This is a genomic window from Nostoc sp. 'Peltigera membranacea cyanobiont' 210A, assembly GCF_002246015.1.
GTDB lineage: Bacteria > Cyanobacteriota > Cyanobacteriia > Cyanobacteriales > Nostocaceae > Nostoc.
In genome coordinates this window covers 860,340-886,360 of the sequence record NZ_NOLJ01000002.1, presented here as the reverse complement: position 1 = coordinate 886,360, position 26,021 = coordinate 860,340, and the positions used below count along the sequence as shown (strand labels likewise).

At 41.7% G+C, this 26,021-nt stretch carries 20 protein-coding genes; 9 read left to right on the top strand and 11 right to left on the bottom strand.

Annotated features, from left to right (window positions below; genetic code table 11):
• Window positions 1-104: 104 nt before the first annotated feature.
• Complete coding sequence (locus CDG76_RS08765; RefSeq protein ID WP_094348638.1) at window positions 105-740, top strand: esterase/lipase family protein; 636 nt, start codon at window positions 105-107, stop codon at window positions 738-740.
• Window positions 741-806: 66 nt separating this feature from the next.
• Here CDG76_RS08765 and CDG76_RS08760 read toward each other — a convergent pair whose 3' ends face one another.
• Window positions 807-1,238 carry a VOC family protein gene (locus CDG76_RS08760; protein WP_094348637.1) on the bottom strand — a complete coding sequence of 144 codons (432 nt, stop codon included), beginning with the start codon at window positions 1,236-1,238 and terminating at the stop codon, window positions 807-809.
• 619 nt (window positions 1,239-1,857) lie between these two features.
• Here CDG76_RS08760 and CDG76_RS08755 point away from each other — a divergent pair.
• The 3 genes from CDG76_RS08755 (at window position 1,858) to CDG76_RS08745 (ending at window position 6,497) form a co-directional block, all read left to right on the top strand.
• The gene (locus tag CDG76_RS08755) at window positions 1,858-2,679 is read left to right on the top strand and encodes a DUF92 domain-containing protein (RefSeq protein ID WP_094348636.1); all 822 of its coding nucleotides are present in this window, start codon (window positions 1,858-1,860) and stop codon (window positions 2,677-2,679) included.
• A 384-nt stretch (window positions 2,680-3,063) separates the two neighbouring features.
• Window positions 3,064-3,846, top strand: a complete 783-nt coding sequence (locus CDG76_RS08750; RefSeq protein WP_094348635.1) for a peptidylprolyl isomerase — start codon at window positions 3,064-3,066, stop codon at window positions 3,844-3,846.
• On the top strand, window positions 3,795-6,497 hold the full coding sequence (locus CDG76_RS08745) for a type I secretion system permease/ATPase (RefSeq protein WP_094348634.1): 2,703 nt from the start codon (window positions 3,795-3,797) through the stop codon (window positions 6,495-6,497). Before CDG76_RS08750 ends, CDG76_RS08745 begins: the two co-directional genes overlap by 52 nt.
• Before the next feature lie 27 nt (window positions 6,498-6,524).
• On the opposite strand, the gene CDG76_RS08740 is transcribed toward CDG76_RS08745, so the two are convergent.
• Complete coding sequence (locus tag CDG76_RS08740) at window positions 6,525-6,713, bottom strand: hypothetical protein (protein WP_143854047.1); 189 nt, start codon at window positions 6,711-6,713, stop codon at window positions 6,525-6,527.
• 245 nt (window positions 6,714-6,958) lie between these two features.
• Here CDG76_RS08740 and CDG76_RS08735 point away from each other — a divergent pair, with 245 nt between their 5' ends.
• Window positions 6,959-8,779 carry a S8 family peptidase gene (locus CDG76_RS08735; RefSeq protein ID WP_094348632.1) on the top strand — a complete coding sequence of 607 codons (1,821 nt, stop codon included), beginning with the start codon at window positions 6,959-6,961 and terminating at the stop codon, window positions 8,777-8,779.
• Between the two features lie 332 nt (window positions 8,780-9,111).
• Here the strand turns inward: CDG76_RS08735 and CDG76_RS08730 are convergent, their stop codons facing one another.
• The 5 genes from CDG76_RS08730 to CDG76_RS08710 all read right to left on the bottom strand — a co-directional run bounded on the left by CDG76_RS08730 (window position 9,112) and on the right by CDG76_RS08710 (window position 16,013).
• Window positions 9,112-10,608, bottom strand: coding sequence for an HlyD family efflux transporter periplasmic adaptor subunit (locus tag CDG76_RS08730; RefSeq protein ID WP_094348631.1), 1,497 nt, complete (start codon window positions 10,606-10,608; stop codon window positions 9,112-9,114).
• 94 nt (window positions 10,609-10,702) lie between these two features.
• Entirely contained in the window at window positions 10,703-11,578 is an 876-nt protein-coding gene (locus tag CDG76_RS08725; RefSeq protein ID WP_094348630.1) for an SDR family oxidoreductase, read from the bottom strand.
• A 962-nt stretch (window positions 11,579-12,540) separates the two neighbouring features.
• Complete coding sequence (locus CDG76_RS08720; protein WP_094348629.1) at window positions 12,541-13,629, bottom strand: fatty acid desaturase family protein; 1,089 nt, start codon at window positions 13,627-13,629, stop codon at window positions 12,541-12,543.
• A 612-nt stretch (window positions 13,630-14,241) separates the two neighbouring features.
• Window positions 14,242-15,144, bottom strand: a complete 903-nt coding sequence (locus CDG76_RS08715) for a S1 RNA-binding domain-containing protein (RefSeq protein WP_094348628.1) — start codon at window positions 15,142-15,144, stop codon at window positions 14,242-14,244.
• A gap of 128 nt (window positions 15,145-15,272) precedes the next feature.
• On the bottom strand, window positions 15,273-16,013 hold the full coding sequence (locus CDG76_RS08710) for a dienelactone hydrolase family protein (RefSeq protein WP_094348627.1): 741 nt from the start codon (window positions 16,011-16,013) through the stop codon (window positions 15,273-15,275).
• Window positions 16,014-16,299: 286 nt separating this feature from the next.
• On the opposite strand from CDG76_RS08710, the gene CDG76_RS08705 reads away from it, so the two are divergent.
• Entirely contained in the window at window positions 16,300-17,283 is a 984-nt protein-coding gene (locus CDG76_RS08705; RefSeq protein ID WP_094348626.1) for a GntR family transcriptional regulator, read from the top strand.
• 133 nt (window positions 17,284-17,416) lie between these two features.
• Window positions 17,417-18,010: a Uma2 family endonuclease gene (locus tag CDG76_RS08700; RefSeq protein WP_094348625.1), complete on the top strand. Its 594-nt coding sequence runs from the start codon at window positions 17,417-17,419 to the stop codon at window positions 18,008-18,010.
• On the opposite strand, the gene CDG76_RS08695 is transcribed toward CDG76_RS08700, so the two are convergent.
• The 4 genes from CDG76_RS08695 to tig form a co-directional block, all read right to left on the bottom strand.
• Window positions 18,007-18,927, bottom strand: a complete 921-nt coding sequence (locus tag CDG76_RS08695) for an alpha/beta fold hydrolase (protein ID WP_094348624.1) — start codon at window positions 18,925-18,927, stop codon at window positions 18,007-18,009. The two genes, CDG76_RS08700 and CDG76_RS08695, sit on opposite strands and share 4 nt — an antisense overlap.
• An 83-nt stretch (window positions 18,928-19,010) precedes the next feature.
• Window positions 19,011-20,351 carry an ATP-dependent protease ATP-binding subunit ClpX gene (clpX, locus tag CDG76_RS08690; protein ID WP_094348623.1) on the bottom strand — a complete coding sequence of 447 codons (1,341 nt, stop codon included), beginning with the start codon at window positions 20,349-20,351 and terminating at the stop codon, window positions 19,011-19,013.
• Between the two features lie 9 nt (window positions 20,352-20,360).
• On the bottom strand, window positions 20,361-21,059 hold the full coding sequence (gene clpP, locus CDG76_RS08685) for an ATP-dependent Clp endopeptidase proteolytic subunit ClpP (protein ID WP_069071412.1): 699 nt from the start codon (window positions 21,057-21,059) through the stop codon (window positions 20,361-20,363).
• A gap of 339 nt (window positions 21,060-21,398) precedes the next feature.
• Window positions 21,399-22,838 carry a trigger factor gene (gene tig / locus CDG76_RS08680; protein WP_094348622.1) on the bottom strand — a complete coding sequence of 480 codons (1,440 nt, stop codon included), beginning with the start codon at window positions 22,836-22,838 and terminating at the stop codon, window positions 21,399-21,401.
• Window positions 22,839-23,736: 898 nt separating this feature from the next.
• On the opposite strand from tig, the gene CDG76_RS08675 reads away from it, so the two are divergent.
• Complete coding sequence (locus CDG76_RS08675) at window positions 23,737-24,774, top strand: aspartate-semialdehyde dehydrogenase (RefSeq protein WP_094348621.1); 1,038 nt, start codon at window positions 23,737-23,739, stop codon at window positions 24,772-24,774.
• A 225-nt stretch (window positions 24,775-24,999) separates the two neighbouring features.
• Window positions 25,000-25,884, top strand: coding sequence for a 4-hydroxy-tetrahydrodipicolinate synthase (gene dapA, locus CDG76_RS08670; RefSeq protein ID WP_094348620.1), 885 nt, complete (start codon window positions 25,000-25,002; stop codon window positions 25,882-25,884).
• Window positions 25,885-26,021: the final 137 nt, after the last annotated feature.

Here is a 26,021-nt window from a genome sequence, read left to right as displayed (position 1 = left end):
TTGTTTGCAACAATATTGAATCCGAAAAGCAATAGCTTCAGTTTGTAGAGCAGTATGTGTCTACAAAAGTGAAATACACCCTTTAATTCAGTTAGATTTTGTAAATGAACATTGAAAATCAACAACGCAATCCCGTTTTGTTAATACACGGCATTGACGATACGAGGGCAGTTTTCCAGAAAATGGCGGTTCACTTAGTATTACAGGGTTGGTCTGTACATTCTCTGAATCTGGTTCCTAATAATGGTGATGTGGGTCTTAATGAATTGGCAAAACAAGTAGCCGATTATGTTACAGCCACCTTTGCACCAGAACAATGCCTAGATTTAGTAGGCTTCAGTATGGGAGGAATTGTCAGCCGTTACTATGTTCAGCGATTAGGAGGAATTAACCGCGTGCAGCGATTTATTACCATCTCTTCGCCCCATTATGGAACTGTGGTTGCTTATGGTTCCCAGCGTCCTGGTTGCCTACAAATGCGCCCCGACAGCATTTTTCTCAAAGATTTAAATTCTGATGCTGTAATGTTGGGGCAGCTAGATTTTACGTCTATCTGGACACCTTATGATTTAATGATTGTCCCAGCAAATAGTTCACAAATGCCCGTAGGGAGCCAAGTAATAGTACCAGTTTCTCTACACCCTTGGATGCTGACAGACTCCAGGAGTTTAGCGGCAGTCACAGCAGCTTTAGCAAAGCCTATTAAGCTACCCTTGCTGAATAAAAAATACAGCCAGTAGCAGCTATAATTATTGCCGCGCTTGATTTATTCATCTTTTAATTACGAATTACGAATTACGAATTTTTTAAGTCCTATCGCCAATTTGCGTATGTTCGTAACTCCCAAAAATCGCCTCTGGGTGACGATAATACTTGAACTCCATGAGATTATAAAAGGGATCTTCTAAAAAGAAAGTGCGATGCTCAAGAGGAGAACCGACAAAGCGATTTTTGGTTTCTTCACGAAAAAGTAGCTGTTGTTGTTGTGCCCTTTGTAGTAAGTCTTGCCAGTCACGTTCTTGGGTAAAAATTAGCCCAAAATGTCTGGGATAGATAGTTTGTTGCGGTGTCAAAAGTTCTTTTGTGACATGAGCCACTAATTGATGACCGTAGAGATTGAGTATCAGGGCATGGTGGTTTTCACGACCAGGAATGCAGCCCAAACCATCTACATAATATGCTTTTGTTTGGGCAATGTCAGTTACAGGAAAAGCTAGATGGAATAAAGTTTGGCTCATAGCTTATGTCAAAAGGGCTAGTAATTTATGCTATTAAGTTTTGATTGTGGTTAATTTGAACACAGTTTTTATTGATATTAACTTATATTCTTTACCCTTATTACTAATATTGGGGACTGAGTATTACTCAGCCACTGTACTCTGCGGCTACGGAGAAGAGTCAACCTAACTCAAAAGAAGTTTTGCATTTTGTTTAATCATTGCAGCGTATATCTAAGAGGTTGTTTTAAAAGTGTTTGGCTGTGATTTTGATCGCATTTTTACCCCCCCTTAATCCCCCCGTTGCATTGGAGCTACGGTGTACACACAAGTTGAATTACCCCCCTTAATCCCCCCGATATATTGGGGGAAAAAAAGAAATCTAGTTCCCTCCCCAATACATACGGGGAGGGTTAGGGTGGGGTAAACAAATATTTGATACACTACTACAGACTTTTCAAACATCCTCTAAGACATCATTGATGGTTTGACACTCAGTTTTCAGAGTGATGCCTACGCAATTTAGTTAATAATACAAACATATTACTTTACTTAGAGAGGTTTCAAAAATAAAGCACTAAGCATCACAAATTCGTTATTCTGTTGATATTCAGACAAAATTACTCATGATTAATTGCTGATGTCATCCTCAATAGATTCTGTAAATCCCTGGTTAGTAGCAGTAGTATTAAACACAATTTTATTGGGTTTAGCTTGGATTGTTCCCAAAAAGCTACTTACCCCTGCTGGATTATTCCACGCCTGGTTTTTGGCCATCTTAATTTGGGTAACTCTAGGCTGGCAAGGATATGCAGTAGTAATGTTCTATTTTTTGGTTGGTTCTGGCGTTACCCGCATCGGGATGGCGCAGAAGGAGGCAGAAGGAATTGCCGAAAAGCGTTCTGGGGCAAGAGGCCCAGAAAATGTTTGGGGTTCGGCTTTAACTGGGGCACTGTGTGCCTTGGGAGTAGGAATAATAAATTCGGGATTCCTCGTACCTAATCCCCAGTCGCTAATCCCCAATACTTCGGCTTCGCTCAGTACAAGTCTCCAGTCCCTACTATTACTAGCCTATGTAGCGAGTTTCAGTACAAAGCTGGCTGACACCACTGCCAGCGAAGTCGGTAAAGCTTATGGTAAAAGCACCTTTTTGATTACTACACTCCAACCAGTACCTCGCGGCACAGAAGGAGCGGTAAGCTTGGAGGGAACTTTAGCTGGGATTGTGGCTTCTGTAGCGATCGCATTTGTGGGTTGGGGAGTTGGTTTAATCGATCTATTGGGAGTCGCTTGGTGTGTGCTGGCAGCATTTATTGCCACCAACCTAGAAAGTGTGATTGGCGCAACACTGCAATCTAAGTATACTTGGCTGACCAATGAAGTCGTAAATATTTTGAATACATTAATCGGTGCGATCGCATCTGTGCTACTTGCTTGGACATGGATAACTTTCATTAACTAGGCTGACGAGAATAAACAATTACAATTACTCGTTTAAGTGGGGCATTTAGACCGTTACCAGTTCCAGATTCCCCACTTAGCACTGGCTCAACGCCCCGCTATCCATGTACAGCACTCAGCACTCTTGAAAGGCATTGGTAAAAAATAACTATTTGCCTTACTACTGCGCCACCACTAATATTTTCAATCCTGATTTTGTCCCCACTAGACTGTAAAAGTGATCGTGGCAAATTATTTTATTTACTAGCTATATAATTTTTTGACCATTTAGATGTAATTTGTTCATTGAATCTTTATCATATTTATCCATCAATGACCAGATGATTTCTATATGATTTAATTTAAAAGTCCTATAAGTGTTTAACCATTTTCACATAATTAGTTCATGGAATCTTTATCATTTTTGACAATTAATGACCAAATAATTTCTATAGAGCAAGCAGTAAAGTACCTGCAAGCCTCTGGAAAATTGGGACAGTTCATTGGAGATATTCTCCGGCAGTACGTAATTGAGGAAGAAATCCGAACACGAGATGATATTGAAATTGGTACCGCAATAACTGAACAGTCAATTATTGACTTTAGGCTGAAAAATCAACTCACTGACCCCCAAAGTTTTCAAGAATGGTTAAAGACAAATAACACAGATTACGCTACTTTTCACACATCGGTTGCTTTTGGTTACAAGTTAGAAAAGCTGAAAGCTGTAGTGACACAAACAAAACTCTCAGAATATTTTATTGAGCGCAAGATTTTCTTGGATCGGGTAGTACTTTCCCGAATTGTTGTTGATAACCGAGAATTGGCAGACGAACTCCAAACCCAAATTGAAGAAGGAGGTAGTTTTGAGCAACTAGCTAAAGAGTATTCCCTTTCAGATGACCGAATTGTGAATGGCATGATGGGAATCGTCAGCCGAGGTAGTATGCCGGATATATTACGGGCAGCTATTGATGTGGCCAGTCCTGGACAATTGATAGGCCCAATAGAAATCGTTGGCAAAGACTCTCCCCAAGGAGAAGGGCCTTATGGTTTGTTTCGAGTAGAACAATTTCTACCAGCGTCTTTAGAAGATACTCAACTACAGCAAGCACTACAAAATGAGTTGTTTGAAAAATGGCTAGCAGAGAAAATTCAAAAACTGACAGTCAAGTTACAAGTGAGTTAAAAATTCTGGATAATGAATCTTTACGATTAAAAGTGCTAGCTTCTTTGCCTTGGAATCAGCCACCGCTATGCTGGCTGACTCCCGAACAACAATCCCGATTGGAAAATGAGTGCCAAACCCGCCAGTATCGTCTTGGAGAAAAAATCTGGTCAAACGATGTCGGTGGCTATCAATTTTTAATTGTGGCTGGGAAAGTCCGCTTGCGAGAAGAGGGCGTTGGCAAACCAATAGCCGCCTTAGATGCAGGGGATTGGTTTGGCGATTTCCAAAAGCTATCTGCGGATTTTAAAGCTGTAGCTGCTAGTAAAGAAGTGGTAGTAGTTTGTTGGCACACTGCGCTGTGGGCAGAATTTTCTCACCCACAAATTCAGGAATTTTGGCAAGTGTTACCAGTAGAGATGGAGGGAGAAAGGGAGACATTTTCCTTCTCTAGCACTCCTTCAGTAACATCAGCCTCAGACGGGACTTCCAGCCCCCACAGCCTCCAACCCCAAAAAGGACTCCCAGCCGCCAATCTAATCATTGCAAATTATCCGTTTGTTGCCAGTTGGAACACCGCGGCTGCGTGTTTAACAATGGTGGCGCAACAACTAGAAAATTCTGTGCAACTGGAATGGGTGCAGCGTCAACTCAGAGGACAACGCCCAAAACAGGTTGTGGAAGCAGCAGAAAAGTTAGGGTTAGTGTTGCGGCGGTTACAAGTGAGTTGGAGTGAGTTGCGACAGTTGTCATTTCCAGCTTTATTGCTGTGGAATTCTGACTCACCCCAGAGTCCATCCTGGGTGGTGGCTTATGGAGTTAAAGGCGATCGCTTAATTATCGCTAATCCTCTAAATCCCGAACGGACTTGTGAAAGCTTGCCGCAGTCAATAGTTGAGGTGTCTTGGGATGGACAATTGTGGCAAGTAGAACTCATATCCCAACAAGAAAAATTTAACCTCAGTTGGTTTACCCCGGCAGTTTGGAAGTATAAAGGATTGCTCACAGAAGTATTGTTAGCATCTTTTACCTTGCAGCTTTTGGGGTTAACAACACCGCTAATTACCCAAGTCGTCATTGATAAAGTGATGGTGCAGGGGAGTTTGCCAACTCTCGATGTAATGGCGCTGGCACTTTTATGCGTAGCCATATTTGAGTCCATACTGGGTATTCTGCGCCTATTCATCTTTACCCATACAGCTCGCCGTCTGGATTTGAGTTTATCAGCACAGCTATTTCGCCATCTGATGCGTCTGCCTTTGGCTTATTTTGAGTCGCGGCGCGTCGGAGACACAGTAGCAAGAGTCCAGGAACTCGAACAAATTCGTCAGTTTCTCACAGGTACAGCATTAACTGTGATTCTGGATAGCATCTTTGCTGTGGTGTACCTGGCATTGATGTTTTACTATAACGTCCCACTCACCTTTGTGGCTTTAGCAGTACTGCCACTATTTGCCACATTAACGATAGTTGCAACACCAATTCTGCGTAACTGGCTCAACGAAACCTTTAACCGGAGTGCCGATAGTCAATCGTTTCTAGTAGAGACAATCACCGGAATTCACTCCGTTAAAGCCCACGCAGCCGAACCAGTAGCCCGCGATCGCTGGGAAGGCTTATTTGCCCGCTTCATTCGCACAGGCTTTAAAGCTTCTACCACCTCCAATATCAGCAGCAACATTGGTGATTTTCTCACCAATTTGTCCACCATGCTGATTCTCTGGTTTGGTGCCAAGTTAGTAATTGAACAAAAGCTCACAATTGGACAGCTTGTTGCATTTCAAATGCTGTCTGGTAGAGTCACAGGCCCGCTTTTGCGCTTAGTACAGTTGTGGCAAAACCTTCAACAAGTGCTACTTTCTGTAGATCGCATTGGTGATATTCTCAACGTCTCCCCAGAAGCTGAACTGGGAACTGGCTTAGTTTTGCCACCCCTGAAAGGACAAGTCACCTTCGAGCAAGTATTTTTCCGCTACCGTCCCAACTTTGAAGCAATTCTGCGGGGAATCTCTTTCAGTGCTGAACCAGGGCAGTTTGTTGGTATTGTCGGACGTAGTGGTTCTGGGAAAAGTACCCTATCTAAGCTATTACAACGCCTCTATCAAATTGAATCAGGACGCATCCTGATTGATGGTTTTGATATAAAAAGTGCCGATTTAGCCTCACTGCGGCAACAAGTTAGTGTAGTTCTCCAAGAAGACTTTTTATTTAACGGTTCTATTTTGGAAAATATCACTCTCGGTAGTCCTGACATTACCGCAGAGCAAGTTGTAGAGGCGGCAAGATTAGCCGTGGCACACGACTTCATTAGTCAATTACCATACGGTTACGAAACCAATGTTGGCGAACGCGGTACAGCTTTATCTGGTGGACAGAGACAACGTATTGCTCTGGCAAGGTTATTTCTTTCCCAAGCGCCGATTTTAGTTTTGGATGAAGCTACTAGTGCCTTGGATAGTGAAACTGAACAACAAGTACTGCAAAACCTGCAAAAAATTTCCGCTAACCGTACTGTGTTTCTGATTGCTCACCGCTTTGCTCCCCTCAAACGTGCCGACTTGATTTTGGTATTGGAGCAAGGTGTGATTGCTGAACGTGGTACTCACTCACAATTGTTGCAACAAAAGGGTTTGTATTGGTCACTATATCAACGGCAGCAAGCCAACATTTAATAGATTTAACTAACTTAAAGCTTGTGGCTACATAAAAGATAAACCTTTGCAAAGCGGCTTAAGCATAGCCTTTGGCGAATGGAGCATAACTCCGTTCGCCATTTTAATTTTGCTGATTTCAATAATTACCCTTGCTCCAGTCTGAGTAATGTAAATATTTTTATAGCTAGCGATCGCAGCAGTTCTAAGAGTAACAAAAGGAATCGATAACGCCATGTTGCAATTTTTGTACTGGTCTCCATTCATACACCTTAAATATTTAATATTTACTCGATCAAGTTACTTTTAATAAAAACCGTAATTATCATATTTTTTTTTGGTAATAAAATTAGCATTTTCTTATTAAATTCCATAGTAATTATTGAGAATGAAGTTCTATTCACAGATTGAAATCTTTTGATTGTAAAGGTTTCAAAGCTTCAAGCTGTCAAAAAACGGTTGCTATCTTTGAGAAAAAATTTATGCACATTGATGATGTTAATAACAATATATTGTCAAAGAAACAGCTAAATGCCACTTCAATCTCCTCATTAGATAGCTTTAATACAAAAGATAACTACAGCCTCAACTTCAGCAGACGTAGTAGCTATAACTCAGATGATGCTGATGTGCAGTTGCTAAATAACGATGAATCTGAAAATAGCAATAACGCTACTACTAATACTTTTAGCACTCAAAATTATAACTCCACTAATGGCTATGGCTTGATTAATGGAGCAGCAGCAGTGGCTAGAGCTATTGGTAAAAATACCTTTGCTGATGTTCCCGATCTTGGTGGCAATAATTGGGGAGCAGACATGGTTAAAGCACCGGAAGTTTGGACACAGGGATATACAGGTAAAGGCGTTGTTGTCGCTGTTGTGGATACTGGAGTTGACTATAACCACGAAGATTTAACAAATAATATTTGGATGAATACCAAGGAAATTGCGGGTAACGGTATAGATGATGATGGCAATGGCTATGTTGATGATAATTACGGCTGGAACTTTGCCGATCAAAACAACAACACCCTAGATGACAACGGTCATGGTACTCATGTTTCCGGCACGATCGCAGGAGAAAATAATAACTACGGTGTCACTGGTATTGCCTACGATGCCAAGATTATGGCTGTCAAAGCTTTAGATAGCTCTGGCTCTGGTTCCTATAGTTCCATATCTAAAGGTATTCGCTACGCTGTAGATAATGGAGCTAATGTAATTAACCTCAGTTTAGGAGGCGCATCTTCTAATCGCACTCTAGAGTCAGCCATTAACTATGCCAGCAGTAAAGGAGTAATTGTCGTCATGGCAGCAGGTAATGATGGTGACTCATCACCAGACTATCCCGCCCGCTATGCATCCAAGTCGGGAATTGCCGTTGGGGCAGTAGATAAGAATAATAATTTGGCCGACTTCTCTAACCGCTCTGGAACGAATCCAATCGCTTACGTCACAGCTCCAGGAGTCAAGGTTTATTCATCAGTTCCGAATAATCAGTATGCAACTTATAGCGGCACATCTATGGCTGCTCCCCACGTTGCTGGTATCGTTGCCCTGATGCTTAGTGCTAACTCTAACCTGACTGATGCCCAAGTACGTCAGATTGTCACAGAAACCGCAGGAAATAGTACACAAACTACAAACTCTAGTTTAAATAGTTCCAATTTTAGTTCTCTAATCGGTCAGGGAATTACAGAAACCGCAGGGAATAACACACAAATTACAAGCTCTAGTTTTAACATTTCTAATGTCAGTTCTCTAGCGAGTCGGGTGATTGCAGAAACCGCAGGAAATAACACACAAACTGCAAACTCTAGTTTTAATAGTTCCAATTTTAGTTCTCTAATCGGTCAGGGAATTACAGAATCCACAAGATATCTAACACCAGAAAATATCAATAGTTTTAATAGTTCCAATTTTGGTTCTCTAATCGGTCAGGGAATTACAGAATCTACAAGATATTTAACACCAGAAAATATCAATAGTTTTAATAATTCCAATTTTGGCTCTCTAATCGGTCAGGGAATTACAGAAAGCGCAAGATATCTAACACCAGAGACGATCGCTAGTTGGAATAATTCTGATTTTAACCCTGTGATTGGTCAGGCTACAGAAACCACAAAATATCTGATATCAGCCGAAGGTAATAACATATCAACAAATCCAGAATTATGGTTGCAATTTCAAAATTATGAGAAGATTCTGGGCAGTATCAATGTGAATAGCAATCAGGATGAAAATAATCTAGATTATGTCAAACTACTAGAGGGAATGCAAAAACAAATAGATTCAGTATAGAAAATTTTTGGGTATAGCTTGAAAATTATAGCGATTTGCAGTTAAGTTCAATACTGCTCGTCTGTCGTAAATAAATGTAGGGGTTTAACAATGCTCATTGGTGTCAACTTAAGCCGAAAACTATATCGGACAGGCATTTTGCAAATCCCTCACGCCCTCATCCCCTAACCCCTTCTCCCAAGGGAGAAGGGGAATTGAATGTCTAGCTCCCTTCTCCCCAAGGGAGAGGGGCGGGGGTGAGGGCAAAACGTTGTCACCAAGCGGATTTAGCATTAAGTTGACACGTATGAACAATGCTAAACCCTTACTTGTCGCTAATCTAACAGACTGTCCTACCTAACGGAAAATGCCTCATTGAATCGCCGTGTCACAGGCTCAGTGATGAATGTCAAAATTGACTTTTTACGAGTGACAATTTCACCTGTAGCAGCCATCCCTGGTGTAAATTCTACTTCTTGACCTCGAACATTCACTGCGTGTCTATTTAGCTTAATTCTCGTCGGAAAAACTAAACCCAATTCTTTATCAGCAATTGCATTTGGACTGACTTGCATAACTTCGCCATCCACAATGCCAAATTCTTGGAAGGGAAAAGTCGCCATTTTCACTTTTGCCTTCATTCCTTGACGAATAAACCCAATATCGCGGTTGAGAACTTTTACCTCTAGAAGCATTTCTTCCCCTTCCGGCAAAATTGACAGCAATTCTTCACCCGATTGTACTGGCCCCTTGGTGGCTTTGACTTTATAAATTGTACCGGCTACGGGAGCCTCAATTGTTTCTAAAGCTTGTTGCTTCCTCGCCTGCTCTAATTGACCTTGAACAGTTGTTAGTTCTTCTTTACGCTTATTAAACTGCGTCAAAATTTCGCTTTGGCGTTCTGATGCTACACGCTGGGCCTGACTGCGTGCAGCGTTGTAAGCTTGTTCTGCTTGGCGAATTTCTTGGACTTGAGCAGCAATATCTTTTTCTAATGATGTGACTTTATCTTGAGCCTCTGTAATTCTATTCTGGGCGTTGATGACTTCATCTTGCGCTCTGGTGATTTCTGTCTTTGCACGAGTTAATCTTTCTTGGGCATCCAGGTAATCGACACGAGGCACAGCCCCAGAAGTAATTAGAGTACGTAGGCTTTTTTCCCTTTCTTGAGCCAGGGCTAAATTACTTTCAATTTTAATTCGGATGCTATCTGCATTGACAAGGTTGGTTTGAGAATTTGCAAAGCTGCTTTTAGCATTAACTAAGTTATCTTGCAACCTGCTCAAGCGGACTTTGGCTTGATCTATGAGTGCTATTTGGCGATTTGCTTCTGCTTCCGCCGCTGCTTGACGAGCTTGGAAGTCTTGCAGGCGGGAGCTTAAAAGTTCATCTTGCACTTTCGTCCCAGTAGTTTTGCCTCCAACACGTTCTGCATCCAAACGTTGTAAATCGTCTTGAATCAATCTAGTAGATTTGGCTAGGCGGGAAACATCGGTTATTTGCAAGTCTGGATCTTTTTGAATCAGAATTTGACCTTTAGTAACGCGATCGCCTTCTTGTACTTTAACAGCGACAATTGACCCTCCACCCAAGGATGTCACCGGTCTTACCTGTGCGGAGGCAATTAATTCCCCTGGTGCTGTTGCTACTTCATCGATTTGCGAGAAGTACGCCCAAGCGATCGCCCCAAATACGATGGCGGTCATCGTTCCCGCTAATAATCTAGTGTACAGGGGCGGCAATTCCTGTACTGCCTTCCCTAATTCATAAGTAAGTTGTTCCTCCGGTTGGGCGAATCGCTCTTTTGTCTGACGTGCTTGAGCAGCATTTGCAGCTAGAGAAGATTTCATTTGTGTCCTTTATCCTTTGTCCTTTGTGATTAGTCATTTGTCCTTTGTTATTCACTAATGACAAATGACTAATGACTAATGACTAATGTTTAATTCAAACTGCTAAATAGCGCCGCAAAAAACTGTCTAATGTCTCTAATTGGAAGTTAAAAATCGCCTCTAAATTGGCAATTTCATCTTTTGTGCAGAAAAATTCATTTGCTAGCAATGTGCGATAAGTTCCCAAAGCTTTTTGGATTTTGGGATTAAATAAACCCAATGCACCCTGTAACCCATCAATGACAAATAGGGGCGAGTTAATTATTACTGGTTCTTTGGCGAAAATCCGACCAAAAATCCGGGGAATATCTTCTCGTAATAAAATCTCTGGCCCTCCGACGGGTAAAATCTGGTTGCGAGCGCCTTCAACTGTCACAGAATCCACAACTATCTTTGCCAAATCATCAGTGCTGACAATTGAGGTACGGTTTTTGCGATCGCCAACAAGCAGATACAATCCCGTTTCCCGAAATCTTTCTACCAGTGGCAGCAAGTTAGATGCTAATCCAGATGGGCGTAAAATAGTGTAATTTAAGCCACTAGCTGCCAAATATCGCTCTACTGCTCGTTTGGCTTTGAAAACGGGAGCATCTTCATAACCGCGATCGGCTCCCAGTACAGAAATGAAGACAAAATGCTCTACGCCATTGGCTTTTGCCTGGTCGATGAGTTCAATATTGGCGCGGTAATCTAAAGATAGGGCATCGCTATCAGAACCGTGGGCGCTGATAATATACCGCACACCCTGACTAGCTTTCTGGATATATTTTTCCTCTAGCAAGTCACCGATGAAGATTTCTGCACCCCTGTGTTCTAACTCGCTATAGCGCGAGGTAAGGCGGACAAATGCCCGCACAGACTGTTCTCGTTGTCGTAGGAGTCGCACAACTCTGCGACCAATTCCTCCCGTTGCTCCAGTTACCAGAAACATATAAATACCTAAATTGAATAGTTACAGCGTTTATAATTGTCAAAATTCTCGATATATGCTCAAAATCGATTGAGCAATACTTAAAAAGAGATATGAGCATATTTTTATACTTTTTTACCATGCTCAAGATAGTCTCACGCCAATAAGTCACACCTTATTTATTTTAATACTCTGAAAATGATCCCACATATTTTTCTAGATGTCGGAGATAAAGTAAAAGGAGGGTGCAACACGAAAAAGGGGGATATCGGGGATGCAGAGGAGGCAAAACAATGAATAAAGAAGCAATTAAAGAAAGATCGTAAGAGTTTTGGCGTCGTGCAATCCAAGAAGCATTAGATAAAGATAGAGAAAAGTAATCTTAAAGAAATAGTTGTCATAACTGTGAGAATTACTGGTATGAGTCAGCAATCAAGCATATTGCTTTCTTAATATGCTTGATTACTTGCGGAAAACACCAAAATGAGAAAGCAAACTGGGGTTTGAATAAGTCAAACGTTATTTTACTTGCGGAAAACACCAAAATGAGAAAGCAAACCGGGGTTTGAGTAAGTCAAACGTCATTTTACTTGCGGAAAACACTGAAATGAGAAAGCAAACTGGGGTTTGAATAAGTCAAACGTCATTTTGCTTGCTGAAAACACTGAAATGATAAAGCAAACACAGCTTTTGAGTAAGCAAACTGGGGTTTGACTAAGTCAAATGCCATTTTGCTTATTAAATTAGACTTTATATATTTTTTCGATAAATTAACTAGTACAACACGGCGGAAAGAAACCACCCATTCCAAATCAATGAAATGCTTATGCTATATTCATTTTTAATTCCGCCTTGCGGTGCTAGTTATTGTCCATCGTGACTTTTTCGGCTTATTCCCTGGCTTGGACTGTGGTCGATATTTATTGCAAAATCCTTGGTATTTAGCAGCGTATTCATTTGCAATTCATTTGCAATAAACCTTTTTAACTGTCGCTTGTAGGACAAGGAACAGACTTTTCTCCTGACCAATCTGTAAGAGTATTTTCATCTTTATAATGCCGGGGAGTTTTCAGCAGCAAATACCAAGCTTCTCCAGCATCCAATAAATTAAACTTTTCAGAATATTGAGTTTCTAACAAATACCTAACCATCACATAATAGTCCGAGTTCATTCCAGGAAAAATATGATGTTCAGTGTGGTGAGAAAAATTTAAATGCAACAAGTCAAATATTTTGTAAACCCGGAGAGACATACTATTAATTAGTGGATCATTAACGTTGGTCATCGGGCAAAGCAAATGATTTGTATAAATATAAAAAATTACTCCAGCATAACCAATTGCAATCGGTAAAAAGTAACCAAGTATGAGCTTTATAGGGTCAAATTGGAGATAGATGAGGATACTCAGATGAATCATTATCATCATCAATAATTCCCCTGCGATCGCTCGACGATCTTTCGGACTGACTGTAAATGCAGCAGGAACATAATCGACGGATTCATGATTGAAAAATAGCACAGATGTCACATTGCGAAAAGTATGTACTCCCCAAGCTGAAGTCAATCCCACTATGAACCATATAGGATTGACTTCAGTAGAAGGCACAAATAAATCCTGAATCCATTTCCCCCAGGTTGAAGATTGTTCATATAAGTAATTACGATCTGGGTCGCCTAAATCATTAGTGTGATTATGATGTACTCGATTATGAACTGCTTTCCATAATGTTGGTGGCATCCACAACATTGTTAGTCCTATAAAGCTAATTATATAGATTAACCGGGGATTTTTAATTACGCTACCATGCATCAAATCGTGGGTGCTAAATAGTAAGGCAACGACGCTATTGCCCATAACTATGCTTAAAGGTACATAAAGCCATAAAAGGTATGGCGACCAAAAATCTAACCGAGATGCTATCATCCAACCTAGTATTAAAATTGCCAGATTAATGAACAAGATAATTAACTTACTAGGATCGAGAATAAATGCTTCAGGTGGCATCAGAGAACGTAATTCTTTCGCATATATTTTCTGGTGAAAAAGTGTCCGATCTGTACTAACATTCATAAATAATTTTTCAGTTAGATAATTTCACTGGGTAAAGTTTTGCGGGAAATCGTAGCGTTTTTCAACTGGAATAATTAAATTCACAAGTAGGTAAGTATATAAATCGTAACACAAAAGATTTCTGCGGTAGACCTCTTGCATAATTTTGGCATTGCCTACACGTCTTCCTCAGAATAATTTCTGTGGTTCAAAGTGAAAGTTATCTGAAGCTGACTAAAATTATATTACTAGCTAGAGGCTATTAGAATGTCAAGTTTATCTTGGTAGGTAATAAATTTTTTAGTAATAGCTTTAGTCTTTATTTTCTAATCACTAAAGTGCTTACTAAAAACCCTCGATACTAGCTTGACAAAGTACTAAAAAACGTGAGATATTTAAAACTTTTCCCAATTTCAATCCCCCACATCTTTATAGATGCAGGGGGAGTAATAAAATAACCTACAATTTGGATTTTTGATCAATTTTTGGGCAGTATTCACCGATTAATCCTACATACCCCAGGTGCGATGTCTACGACGGTCACTGAGCGTAGCCGTTCGCGCAGCGTCTCGTAGAGAAGTGCGAGCTACGCCTACGCACTATTTATACTTTGTGCAAGCAGCCACCTCAAAACTATTCAGACGCTTTGTTATTAGCTCTATTAGCACGCGCCTCAGCTGAAGCCATGACCTCATCAAAATTTTCTAGCACTTCGCCAGGGAAGTTTTCCAAAACTCTGGTAGAAAGAGCAACCCGCCCTTTACCCTCATCCAAGTCAATAATTACAGCTTTAATTGGCTGGCCAACTTGAAATACTTTTTCTAGAGAATCAATGAATTTCTGGCTTACCTGCTTGATATGAAGTAAGGCGCTCATCCCACTTAAATCGACAAATACACCAAAAGGTTTGATGCCAGTAACTTTACCTTCCACCAGTTGACCTAGTTCTAATAAGCTGAAGTTGCTAGAACGAGTTGCTAAACGCTGAGAAAGGATGAGTTTGTTAGTGTTGCGATTAATTTCCAAAAAGCCCACAGTCAGATTTTGACCTTTGAGTGCTTCTAAATTATCACGCTCTGCCAAGTGCGATCGCGGGATAAATCCCCGCAAAGAAAGAATATCGACGGTGACACCACCTTTATTCACACCCATAACTCGTACTTGTACAGTCTGAGCATTTTCCTGCATCTCGGTCAGTCGTTCCCAGATGTGCTGAATTTCCAACTGCTTTCGAGAAAGGGTCACTTGACCTTCTGCATCCTGATCTCGGATAATCAAAAACTGCATTTCCTCTTGCAATGGCAGCACTTCCGATAAATCGGTAACTGCTCTCAAAGAAGCCTCATCGCGCGGCAGAAAAGCTGACGACTTGCCACCAATATCAACATAGGCTCCATCATGGTCAAGTTGGAAAACTTTGCCATTTACAAGCTGTCCCTTTTGAAATTGGTAGTCGTGTTTTTCTAGTGCTTTGGCAAAATCGTCCATTGTAAAGGGCGAATTGGCTGTTTGAGAAAGTTTCGATTCGGAATTCATGACTTTTGAAGATTAGTTGTTATTTGATATGGTGCAACTGAAGTTTAGATTGTCATTTGTCATTTGTCATTTGTCCTTTGTTATTCACCAATGACCAATGACCAATGACTAACTTGGCTGCGTATGCTTCAGTTTAGTTGACCAAAGAGTTGTTTTACTTGCTCCCAAGCATCGGCCGCAGCTTTAGGATTATAACTGGCACGGTGGTTACAGAAAAATCCGTGATCAGCTCCATCGTAGCGAAACACACGATGAAGAATTTTATATTTTTCTAACTCTGCTTCAATCTCATCTACTTGTTCGGCTGGAATGCTAGCATCTTCTGTACCAAAGAAGGCATAGAGAGTACCTGATATTTCTCTGGTGCGAGTGACAGTAGGAGCGCCACCTCCCGGTGTGCGGGTGGTAATTCCAGCACCGTAGAAGGAAGCGGTAGCTTTAATATCAGGCAAGGTGGCTGCAAGATATGCGACATGACCGCCAAAGCAGAAGCCAATACAGCCAAAACCATCTTTTTTCACTTGGGGCAGATTTTTGAGGTAGTCAATTGCTAGTTGAATATCGCTCAATAACTCTGAGGCTTGAGTTTGCATGGCGTAGCTTCTGCCAGTTTCAATATCTTCGGGTGTGTATCCAGTTTCAAAACCAGGAGCAATCCGTTGAAAAAGTGCAGGCGCAATCGCTACATACCCAAGTTGGGCAATCCGTTCTGTAACTTCCCGAATGTGAACGTTGACACCAAAAATCTCTTGTAATACTACAACTCCTGGGTAAGAACCAGATTCTTTTGGCTCTGCTAGATAAGCAGACACTTGAATATTATCTTGCAAAAGATTAACCGTTGTGGTAATTGTTGCTTGCTCTGTCATAATAATTTTTACCAGTGCTGTGTGATTAGCCGTGTGTTTATTTGATATAACTATGCCAGTATGCCTAGCTTTTTTTTAATTAAATTATCAATTACCAATAGTGAGAGCATTAGAAATTTGTATCAGAAAAACTTTATATGTAAATAGAATATTCAGTATGTAGCAAATGCATCTGGATACCAAAAGAGTGCTGAGTTAAAAGTGCTGAGTAGGCAAGCAACACTTAATACTCAAACCTCAGCACTCAAAACTCAACACTCAGCACTTAGTATTAGGAGGTTTGGTGATGATTCAATTCCGTATTCAGCCAGACAGCGAAATTCCCGCATCAACCCAGCTGTTTAATCAAATCCGATTTGCGATCGCTTCTCGACAATATCCCCCTGCTTACAAATTACCAAGCACACGGGCGCTGGCAATGCAAACGGGTTTACACCGCAATACCATAAGTAAAGTTTACCGTCAACTAGAGGAAGACGGCTTTGTTGAAAGTATGGCTGGTTCGGGTATTTATGTTCGTCCCCAAGGTCATGAGGGCGGTAGCAGACTGCAATCACCAATTCTCAAACAAAATCCTGATGCATATCAAGTTGTCCAGCAAGCACTTGACGAGTTGCTCACCCAAGGATGTTCGCTGAATCAAGCTAGAGAGCTATTTTTAGCGGAAATTGACTGGCGCTTGCGTTGTAGTGCGCGGGTACTGGTTGCAGTTCCATCCTATGATATGGGTGCTGGTGAGTTGATGGTCTATGAATTAGAGCGATCGCTAAAAATTCCAGTGCAGTTGGTAGCAATGGAAGAATTAACGGCTGTGCTAGATAAAACCACCTCTGCGACAGTCGTCACCAGTCGGTATTTTATCAGTAATGTGGAAGCGATCGCAGCTCCAAAAGCTGCACGAGTAATTCCTCTTGATATCTACGACTACAGCAAAGAACTCAGCATCTTGAAAACCCTACCAAAAGAAAACTGTGTTGGGATAGTTAGCCTCAGTTCTGGGATTGCACGAGCCGCAGAAGTCATTCTCCACGGTTTGCGGGGTGATGAACTATTGGTGATGACTTCGCAACCAAAAGATGCCTATAAACTTCAGGCAATGGTTAAGCGGGCTGAGGTAATCATAAGCGATCAAGCCAGTTTTGCGGCAGTGCAAGCAGCCGTGCAAGCATCTGATGAAGATATTATTCGTCCACCAAAGCTGATTAAGGTTGAAAATTATATCGGCGCTAACTCGATTAACTTGCTGAAACGAGAACTAGGTTTGAGTTAATCCAAAGGGTAAGAATCGCATAGACGGACACACCTAGCAAATAACTCAGGATTATGATTGTGGAAATACAACCCTACGTTGGTTTGTTGGAAGCAATCAAGTAGATGTATATCTGAAACTGTTGAGAGGCGATATGAGCATCCCACTTCTGAACTATCCCATACAAGAGAAACTAGTGACCGTCGCAGATGTTTCTTGGGAGGAATTCAAAGGTATTGAGGTACAGCTAAAGGGCAACCGCAATGTCCGACTCTCTTATTTGTCAGGAATATTAGAAATTATGTCGCCCATTGGTGAAAAACACGAGGAAGTGAAAAGAACTCTTGGCTACTTGCTAGAAGCTTATATGCGAGAGTTGGGAATCCGGTTTTACGGTCGTGGTGGTTTTACCTTGGAAGAACCTGGGTATGCTTCTGGCACACCCGATGAGTCTTACAGCATCAACACAAAAGGTGAAGTTCCTGACATTGTTATTGAAGTTATTGTTACTAGCGGCACAATTAACCGAAAAGAGTTATACAAACCCAAGAAAGTGCCTGAAGTTTGGTTCTGGAAATCTAACCAGATAAAAATATTTCGTTTAAATGCGAGTGGTGAATATGAAGAAGTAAACCGTAGTGGTTTCTTTCCGAATTTAGACCCAGCTTTGTTGCTGCAATATATCGGGCATCCTGACCAGTACGACGCTGTTGCTGAATTTATGCAGGCTATCCGAAAAATCAGTTAACTTAGCTGTGGCCCTGGCGTGTTAATTTGCAAAAACTCTTGTACCCGTTGCATATAAGTTGGGGCATCTTCCAACATTGGGAAATGCGCTGTGTTAGGAATCATCACAAATTCCACTTTGTCATTCAATGCAGCCGCTTGACGCCCCATATCGGCTGGAATAATTTTGTCATACTCCCCTGCTATAAGTAGAGTCGGTACTGTCAGCTTCGCAAACTCTTGCGGCATCACTTCAGATTGAGCCTTACTGACTGAAGTAAAAATTGTTCCTAAAGCCGCATCGTAATCTGCTTCGAGAAAATCTTCCAAAAAAGCTTGCCGCTCAGAATGTGGTATGGAACTATATAAAAATCTAGCCATAAACATCCGGTCAACAAATGGGATTTTGCTTAACCATTTGGGACGGAATTTCACTACATAGCCACCGAATTTATGAAAGGCACTAAAAGATTTTTCGTCGTACTCGAAAATGCCGCTACAAGTTAAAATTCCTCGTTCTACTCGTTCGGGATAGCGGTTAAAAAATAAAGTGGCAACAGAAGCGCCCATTGAATGAGCATTGATATAAACACGCTGAAGATGCAACCCATCTAACAAAGCTGCCAAATCATCAGCGTATTCCTCTAATTCATAGGTTAACTCTGTGATTGCCTGTGATTCTTCTTGAGGAGACTCAGATTCGGCAACAGCTTCACTTGCTTCGGCTATGGTTGGCTTCCCACCAGAACGGCCAAATCCCCGCATATCGTAGAGTAAACAATCAAATTGCTCTGATAAAGCATCAGCAGTATTTTGCCAATATCTAGCCGAACCAGCCCAACCATGCATGAAAACCATCACTGGTTTTATCAAAGAACCGGATGGTTTTTTCACCCATTCGTAGTAATGCTCAACGCCACGAACATTAATATAAGGCATTAGTCATTTGTCCTTTGTCAGTTGTCATTGGTCCCTGGTATATGGTTATTATTCCTTATTTTTTGACCAATGACTAATGACTATTAAGCTGATTCTGGCTTCGGTAGTGAAGACGGATGTATTATCAGTTCGGCAGTCGATCGCTTCTCGACCATCTCCCTTGTAACTGTACAGCGTGTCACATCCTTACGGGATGGTAACTCATACATTACATCCAACATCAATTCTTCGACAATACCACGTAATGCTCTTGCACCAGTTTTACGGCGGTAAGCTTCTTGAGCGATCGCTCGTAAAGCATCTGCTTTAAAATCTAGCTGGACATTATCCATCTTCAGCAGCTTTTGGTACTGCTTCACTAAGGCGCTGCGTGGTTGAGTCAGAATCGCCATCAGCGCTTCTTCATCTAGCGGATCTACTACTGCTACCATTGGCATCCGCCCAATAAACTCTGGAATCAGGCCAAATTTTACTAAATCATCCGGTTCTAGATGGCGAAGAGTGTCTGCTGCTCGTTTCTCTTTCGATTGGCCTTCTCCTGGTTGCACAAAGCCGATTGCTTTTTTGCCAACTCTCTGATCTACAATCTTGTCTAAGCCCACGAAGGCACCACCACAGACGAACAAAATATTACTTGTATCAATCTGGATGCAGTCTTGATAAGGATGCTTACGCCCTCCTTGGGGTGGTACATTAGCGATCGTTCCCTCTAACATTTTCAGCAAGGCTTGCTGCACGCCTTCGCCAGAGACATCACGGGTAATTGACGTGTTCTCGCTCTTACGAGCAATTTTGTCAATTTCGTCAATGTAAATAATTCCCCTTTGCGCTTCTTCTATATCCAAATCTGCCACCTGCAACAGTCGCAGCAAGATATTTTCCACATCTTCTCCCACATACCCTGCTTCCGTCAGCGTCGTCGCATCGGCTACGGCAAAGGGTACATCCAGTATTTTCGCTAGGGTTTGCGCTAAGAGAGTTTTGCCGCAACCAGTCGGGCCGATTAACAAGATGTTGGACTTTTGCAGTTCTATGGCATCATCTGACCCAGGTTTGCCACTGGCCTTAGACTGAATGACTGCCAGCCGCTTGTAGTGATTGTAAACAGCGACTGACAGAACTTTCTTCGCTTCGTCTTGACCAATGACGTGTTCGTCTAGATACTTTTTAATCTCTCTTGGCTTGGGTATTTGATTAAACGAAATACTAGCAGAATGAGTACGCCGTTTTTCAGGTGGCTCTGCTCTTGGTGCTGGTTGTGCTGCCGCACCATTAGTATCGAGTAACTCCTCGTCTAGTATTTCATTACACAAGTCAACGCATTCATCGCAGATGTAGACTCCCGGCCCTGCGATTAATTTACGCACCTGCTCTTGAGACTTGCCACAAAATGAACATTTTAAATGGGAGTCGTACTTAGACATACCAGCCTCTTATTTCAGAATGGTGACGTTTTCCCCTGCTACGGGAAGATTTTGCCTGGAAATGACCTGATCAATCAAACCGTAGTTTTTTGCCTCTTCAGCCGACATAAAAAAGTCGCGCTCAGTATCTGCTTCAAGTCTTTCTAAGGGTTGACCAGTATGGTGAGCCATTAACTGATTCAACTTAGCCTTAACGTAAAGAATTTCTCTGGCTTGAATTTCAATGTCAATGGCTTGACCTTGAGCGCCACCAAGTGGTTGGTGAATCATAATCCGGGAGTCGGGCAGAGACATTCGCTTACCGGCAGCTCCTGCTGTCAACAAAAATGCCCCCATGCTCGCGGCTAATCCAAAACAGATGGTAACAACATCAGGGCGAATTTGCTGTATTGTATCATAGATTGCCATCCCTGCGTAGACGGAGCCGCCAGGAGAATTAACATACAGTTGGATGTCTTTTTCTGAGTCTTCGGCGTCTAGGAATAACAATTGAGCCACAATTGAGTTGGCTACGGCATCATCTATTGGCGTTCCTAAAAAGATAATCCGCTCTCGCAGCAGGCGGGAGTAGATGTCGAAAGCTCTTTCTCCCATGCCAGATTGCTCTATCACCATCGGTACGATGTTGCTAGGGCTGCTTAACTGGGAGTTAATGTTTATTCGACTTAAGTTGCTGATTGGGGAATTTCCCGACTGCGATTCAAGCATACAAGCTTTCTTTGACGATTATTTAGGACAAATGTTTCAGCAGCGGATACTGCCTTTTCAACGAATGGAATTTGTATAAGCTACGTGTTAACCATTATGCCTCATATAATTTCCTCTCGTGTAACACAGTATCAAGCTCAAGTGATAACAGGTGTCACTATTTGCCGAAAATTCATTAATTCTTTAATTATTTTGACTTCATCCCTGAGTTATAGGGCATTGGGCATGGGGCATGGGACATTGGTTATTTTTCCCTCTACTTCCTCATCTCCCTTACCTTACCCATTTCACCAGTACTTTAACTCAGAACTGGTGAACTCATGGTTGTGGGATTTTTTATTATCCTTCTGTGACTTCTGTAGAAGTTTCGCTGTTTTCTTCCTCAGTCTGAGGTGTATCACCATCAGCATCAGATTCTGCGTCTTCAGTTTCTTCTGCGGGACTCAAGGAACCTTCTGGTACAAGTTCAACTGATGAGTGTTCTAAGAGCCAATCGATGATTTTTTCGGTTAACAGTTCGTTTTCCACGATTGACCGCAGTTTATCTTCATCAACGTCTTGCTCCTCTGGGTACTGCTCCAAAAGTTCTGTGACTCTGGCTGCGATTTCTTCTGGTGTTACCTCGATAGATTCGCGTTTGCCAATTTCCCGCAAGGATAAGGAGCGTTTGATGCGTTCAATTGCTTCAGTACGCGATCGCTCCCGCAATTGCGGAATAATATCTTGAGTAAACAGCTTTCTCACATCCAATCCCTGCTGAGACAGCCGCATTGCTGTTTGCGTTAGCATCGCATCCACTTCTTGCTCAATCAAAGTTGCTGGTAAGTCAACTTCTACGTGCTTGAGCAATTCCGTTAACAAAGCTTCCTGCTTATTGGTTTTTGTTTTGTCGTCCGCCTCTTTCTGATATCGCTCTACCAAAGAAGCGCGTAACTCCTCCAAGGTTTCAAAATCGCTGATTTCCTGGGCTAAATCGTCATTTATTTCTGGTAGTTCCTTTTCTTTGATTTCTTTGAGCGTCACGGTGAAAGTTGCCGCTTTTCCAGCTAATTCTTCATTAGCATAAGGATCTGGGAACTGTGCTGCAATTTCTTTGGTTTCTTCAGGATTCATCCCCACTATTCCCGAAATAAAGCCTGGAATAAACTTATCTTCCTGCAATTCAACTTGAAAATCAGTTGCTTCGGCTCCGGGAATCGGTTCTAGTTCAGCTGTTTCGTCCTCGCCCTCAACTCTGGCGAATGAACCTTTAAAATCAACTACGGCAATATCGCCAATTTGAGCTGCACGTCCTTCCACAGGAATCAATGTCGCCAATTCTTGACGTTCTTTATCCAGAGTGTTCTCCACTCGCTCTGGATCGTACTTCACTTCTTCGGCTTTGGCTTGCAAATCAGTGTACTGCACTAGATTCACTTCTGGTTCTACATCGACAGCAGCCGAAATTGTCAGGGGTTTTCCAGGTTCATAATTATTAATCAAATCCTCGAAAGAAGAGCGCAACTGCGGCTGACCGATTGCTGGGATGGCTTCTTGTTTGACTGCTTGCTCAATGCCATCTTGAATTAGTTCTTCCAGCGCCGCTGCCTTGATTCGAGTTGTACCCAGCCGTTGTAGTAATATCGGCCGAGGCACCTTGCCTTTACGAAACCCAGGAATATTGGCAGTACTCGCTAAGTTTTTAATGACCTGTTCGTAAGTTTGCTTGGTAATTTCCGGCGTAATCTCTATTTCCAGGCCAATTTGGCTGGCGGGAAGTTTTTCCTGGGTAACTTTCATGCTTCGTCTCTAGTTTTCTGGTATTTTATACTCCGAGTAGACACAAAACGCAATAAAATAATTGTTTGCGTTTATGGCTTGATGTCTCTTAAGAGGTAATGGGAGTTTGCCAAAAGGTCTTGTGACATCCAATGATGGATGTTTGTCCCGGGGCAAAGATCCAGTTTACTGCCAATTATCAAGGACTTGACATTTTACCTTCATAACAATTTGATTAATGGGGCATTGGGATTAGGGGGGAGGTGGTAGGTGGTAGAGAATAAATCTGTACCCTGTAACCTGTAGCCTATTCCCTTCTTCACTTCCCTCTCACTCTAAAACTTGGGAATTAATTATTCAGTGGGCTAACGCCGTGATATCCTGGTTCTCAAAGAGTGGATTAGTACCCCAGGTTAAAGTTATAGTATTGAGTCTAGCTATTATCTAGCTATTATTAAGTTGTTTGTGGTACGAGAGTGCGTCTGTTACTTAACCGCATAGCTCAGTTTTACGTTGTGCTGGCTTTATGCATTTAGATCCTAGTATATTCATCATCTTAGTAAGAAAGTTTGCAACCAATACATTTGTTTCTTTACAGGCAGGATACTTGTTAAACGTAACTCCTAAGTGCAGATATCTCCGCTCTTCTGATAAATGGCGCTTTGTTGTATAATATATAGTTATAGTTAAAATCGATGAAAAAAATAAATCACCGTTATTTTAAAATGCAACATCACTTAACTTATTAAACAACCAAAAAAAATAAATGTATTAAATATCTAAAGATAGACTAAATTAAAGAAAAATCTAAACCTATTAAAAAAAATATTTCCAGACTGCGATCGCTATCTAAATATAACTAAATTGTCAATTGTTCCAATAAATTGCAGATTAAGTCTCTTATAAGGAGGAAGCAAGTTTGTCGAAATCCTATCGTTTAGCTATTTTGGGAGCGACTGGTGCAGTAGGCACAGAGTTGCTGGAATTATTAGAAAGTCGTAATTTTCCGGTTGCTGACTTGAAGTTATTGGCATCAGAGCGGAGTGTCGGGCGATCGCTACGGTTTAAAGGAAAAAATATACCAATAGAGGCAGTAAGCGATCGCGCTTTTGAAAATGTCGATATAGTACTAGCTAGTGCAGGTGGTTCCACATCCAAAACTTGGGCAGCAGTTGCTGTGGAAAAGGGCGCAGTGGTAATTGACAACTCCAGTGCCTTTCGGATGAACCCGGAAGTTCCTTTAGTAGTTCCAGAGGTGAATCCCCAAGCCGCAGCGCATCACCAAGGCATTATTGCTAACCCCAACTGCACAACGATTTTAATGGCTGTGGCAGTCTGGCCATTGCATAAAGTTAAACCAGTGCAACGCATCGTCGCTGCAACCTACCAATCTGCTAGTGGTGCGGGGGCTAGGGCAATGGCAGAAGTCAAAACTCAAACAAGCGCTATACTACAAGGACAGCCACCGATTGCCGAAATATTGCCTTACCCATTGGCATTTAATTTATTCCCCCATAACTCCCCATTAAACGATTTGGGTTATTGTGAGGAAGAAATGAAAATGGTCAACGAAACCCGAAAAATATTTGGTACGCAGCAAATCAGAATCACTGCAACCTGTATACGGGTTCCCGTACTCCGCGCCCACTCAGAAGCCATTAATTTAGAATTTGAGACTCCCTTTAGTGCGAAGGAAGCCAGAGAAATTTTAAATTCCTCCCCTGGAGTAAAACTGGTAGAAGATTGGGGAACGAATCATTTTCCGATGCCAATAGAAGCAACCGGTCGAGATGAAGTTTTAGTGGGAAGAATTCGCCAGGATATTTCTCATCCTTGTGGCTTGGAATTATGGTTATGTGGCGACCAAATTCGCAAAGGTGCAGCATTAAATGCAGTACAAATAGCTGAGTTATTAGTAGAGAAAAATCTACTCAAACCATTAGCTATTAGTCATTAGTCACTTGTACTGAGTTTCGACTGCGCTCAACTACCGCGTAGTCGTTGGCGCAGCCTCTCCAAGAGTTGTATTAGTCATTGGTCATTGGTCATTGGTAAAGTGACAAAAGACTAATGACAAAGTAAAAATGACACTTGAAAGCAATTTGCAGATAGGTTATTACAATAGAGAACAATAGAGAACCACCAAGATATAAAAACATGGGTAATCAGGAGTGAAAAAAGGGTGGGAGATTTTGGCAATGTTTTAACCGCTATGATTACGCCATTTAAAGCAGATGGTAGTGTCAACTATGATGTAGCGGCGGAACTGGCGGCGCATCTAGCTAACAACGGTACAGATACATTGGTGATGTGCGGCACAACAGGAGAATCCCCGACACTAAGTTGGGATGAAGAATACCAGTTGTTTGTCGAGGTATTACAGTCCGTGGCCGGAAAAGCCAAGGTAATCGCAGGTTGTGGATCGAATTCCACCAAAGAAGCGATCGCAGCCACCCAAAAAGCGTCTAAGATAGGAGTACATGGTTCCTTACAAGTTGTTCCTTATTACAACAAACCGCCACAAGCAGGACTGGAAGCGCACTTTAAGGCAATAGCACAAGCCTGTCCCGACTTACCGTTGTTGTTATATAATGTCCCAGGTCGTACCGGACAAAACCTTCAGCCAGAAACAGTTGCCCGGTTAGCTGAGGTTAGCAATATTGTCGGAATTAAAGAATCCACTGGTAATATAGATCAGGCAAGCGAAATTCGTCGCTTGACACCAAAAGAATTCCACATCTATTCTGGTGATGATTACATGACTTTGCCTTTGTTAGCGATCGGGGCAAAGGGTGTGGTAAGTGTAGCTTCTCATCTGGTAGGAAACCAACTACAGCAGATGATTCAAGCTTTTAATGCGGGAAAAATTGAGGTAGCAAGCGAAATTCATCTCCAACTTTTCCCGTTATTTAAAGCTCTATTTCTCACTTCAAATCCCATTCCAGTGAAAAAAGCACTGCAACTTCAAGGTTGGGAGGTTGGTTCAACTCGTCCGCCGCTATGTGAAGCTGATTTAGAAGTCAGTCAAAAATTAGAAGCGGTTCTGAAAGAACTTAGTTTAATTTAAGCACCAACTTATTTAAATGCTGGTAGTCTCCTCCTTGTCAAAGATACATATAAACAACGATCATAATTGTTCATAAGTTGCAATTTAAAAACCTGTGCTAGGACTGATAGATATACTATGAATCCTTGAGTCTTACA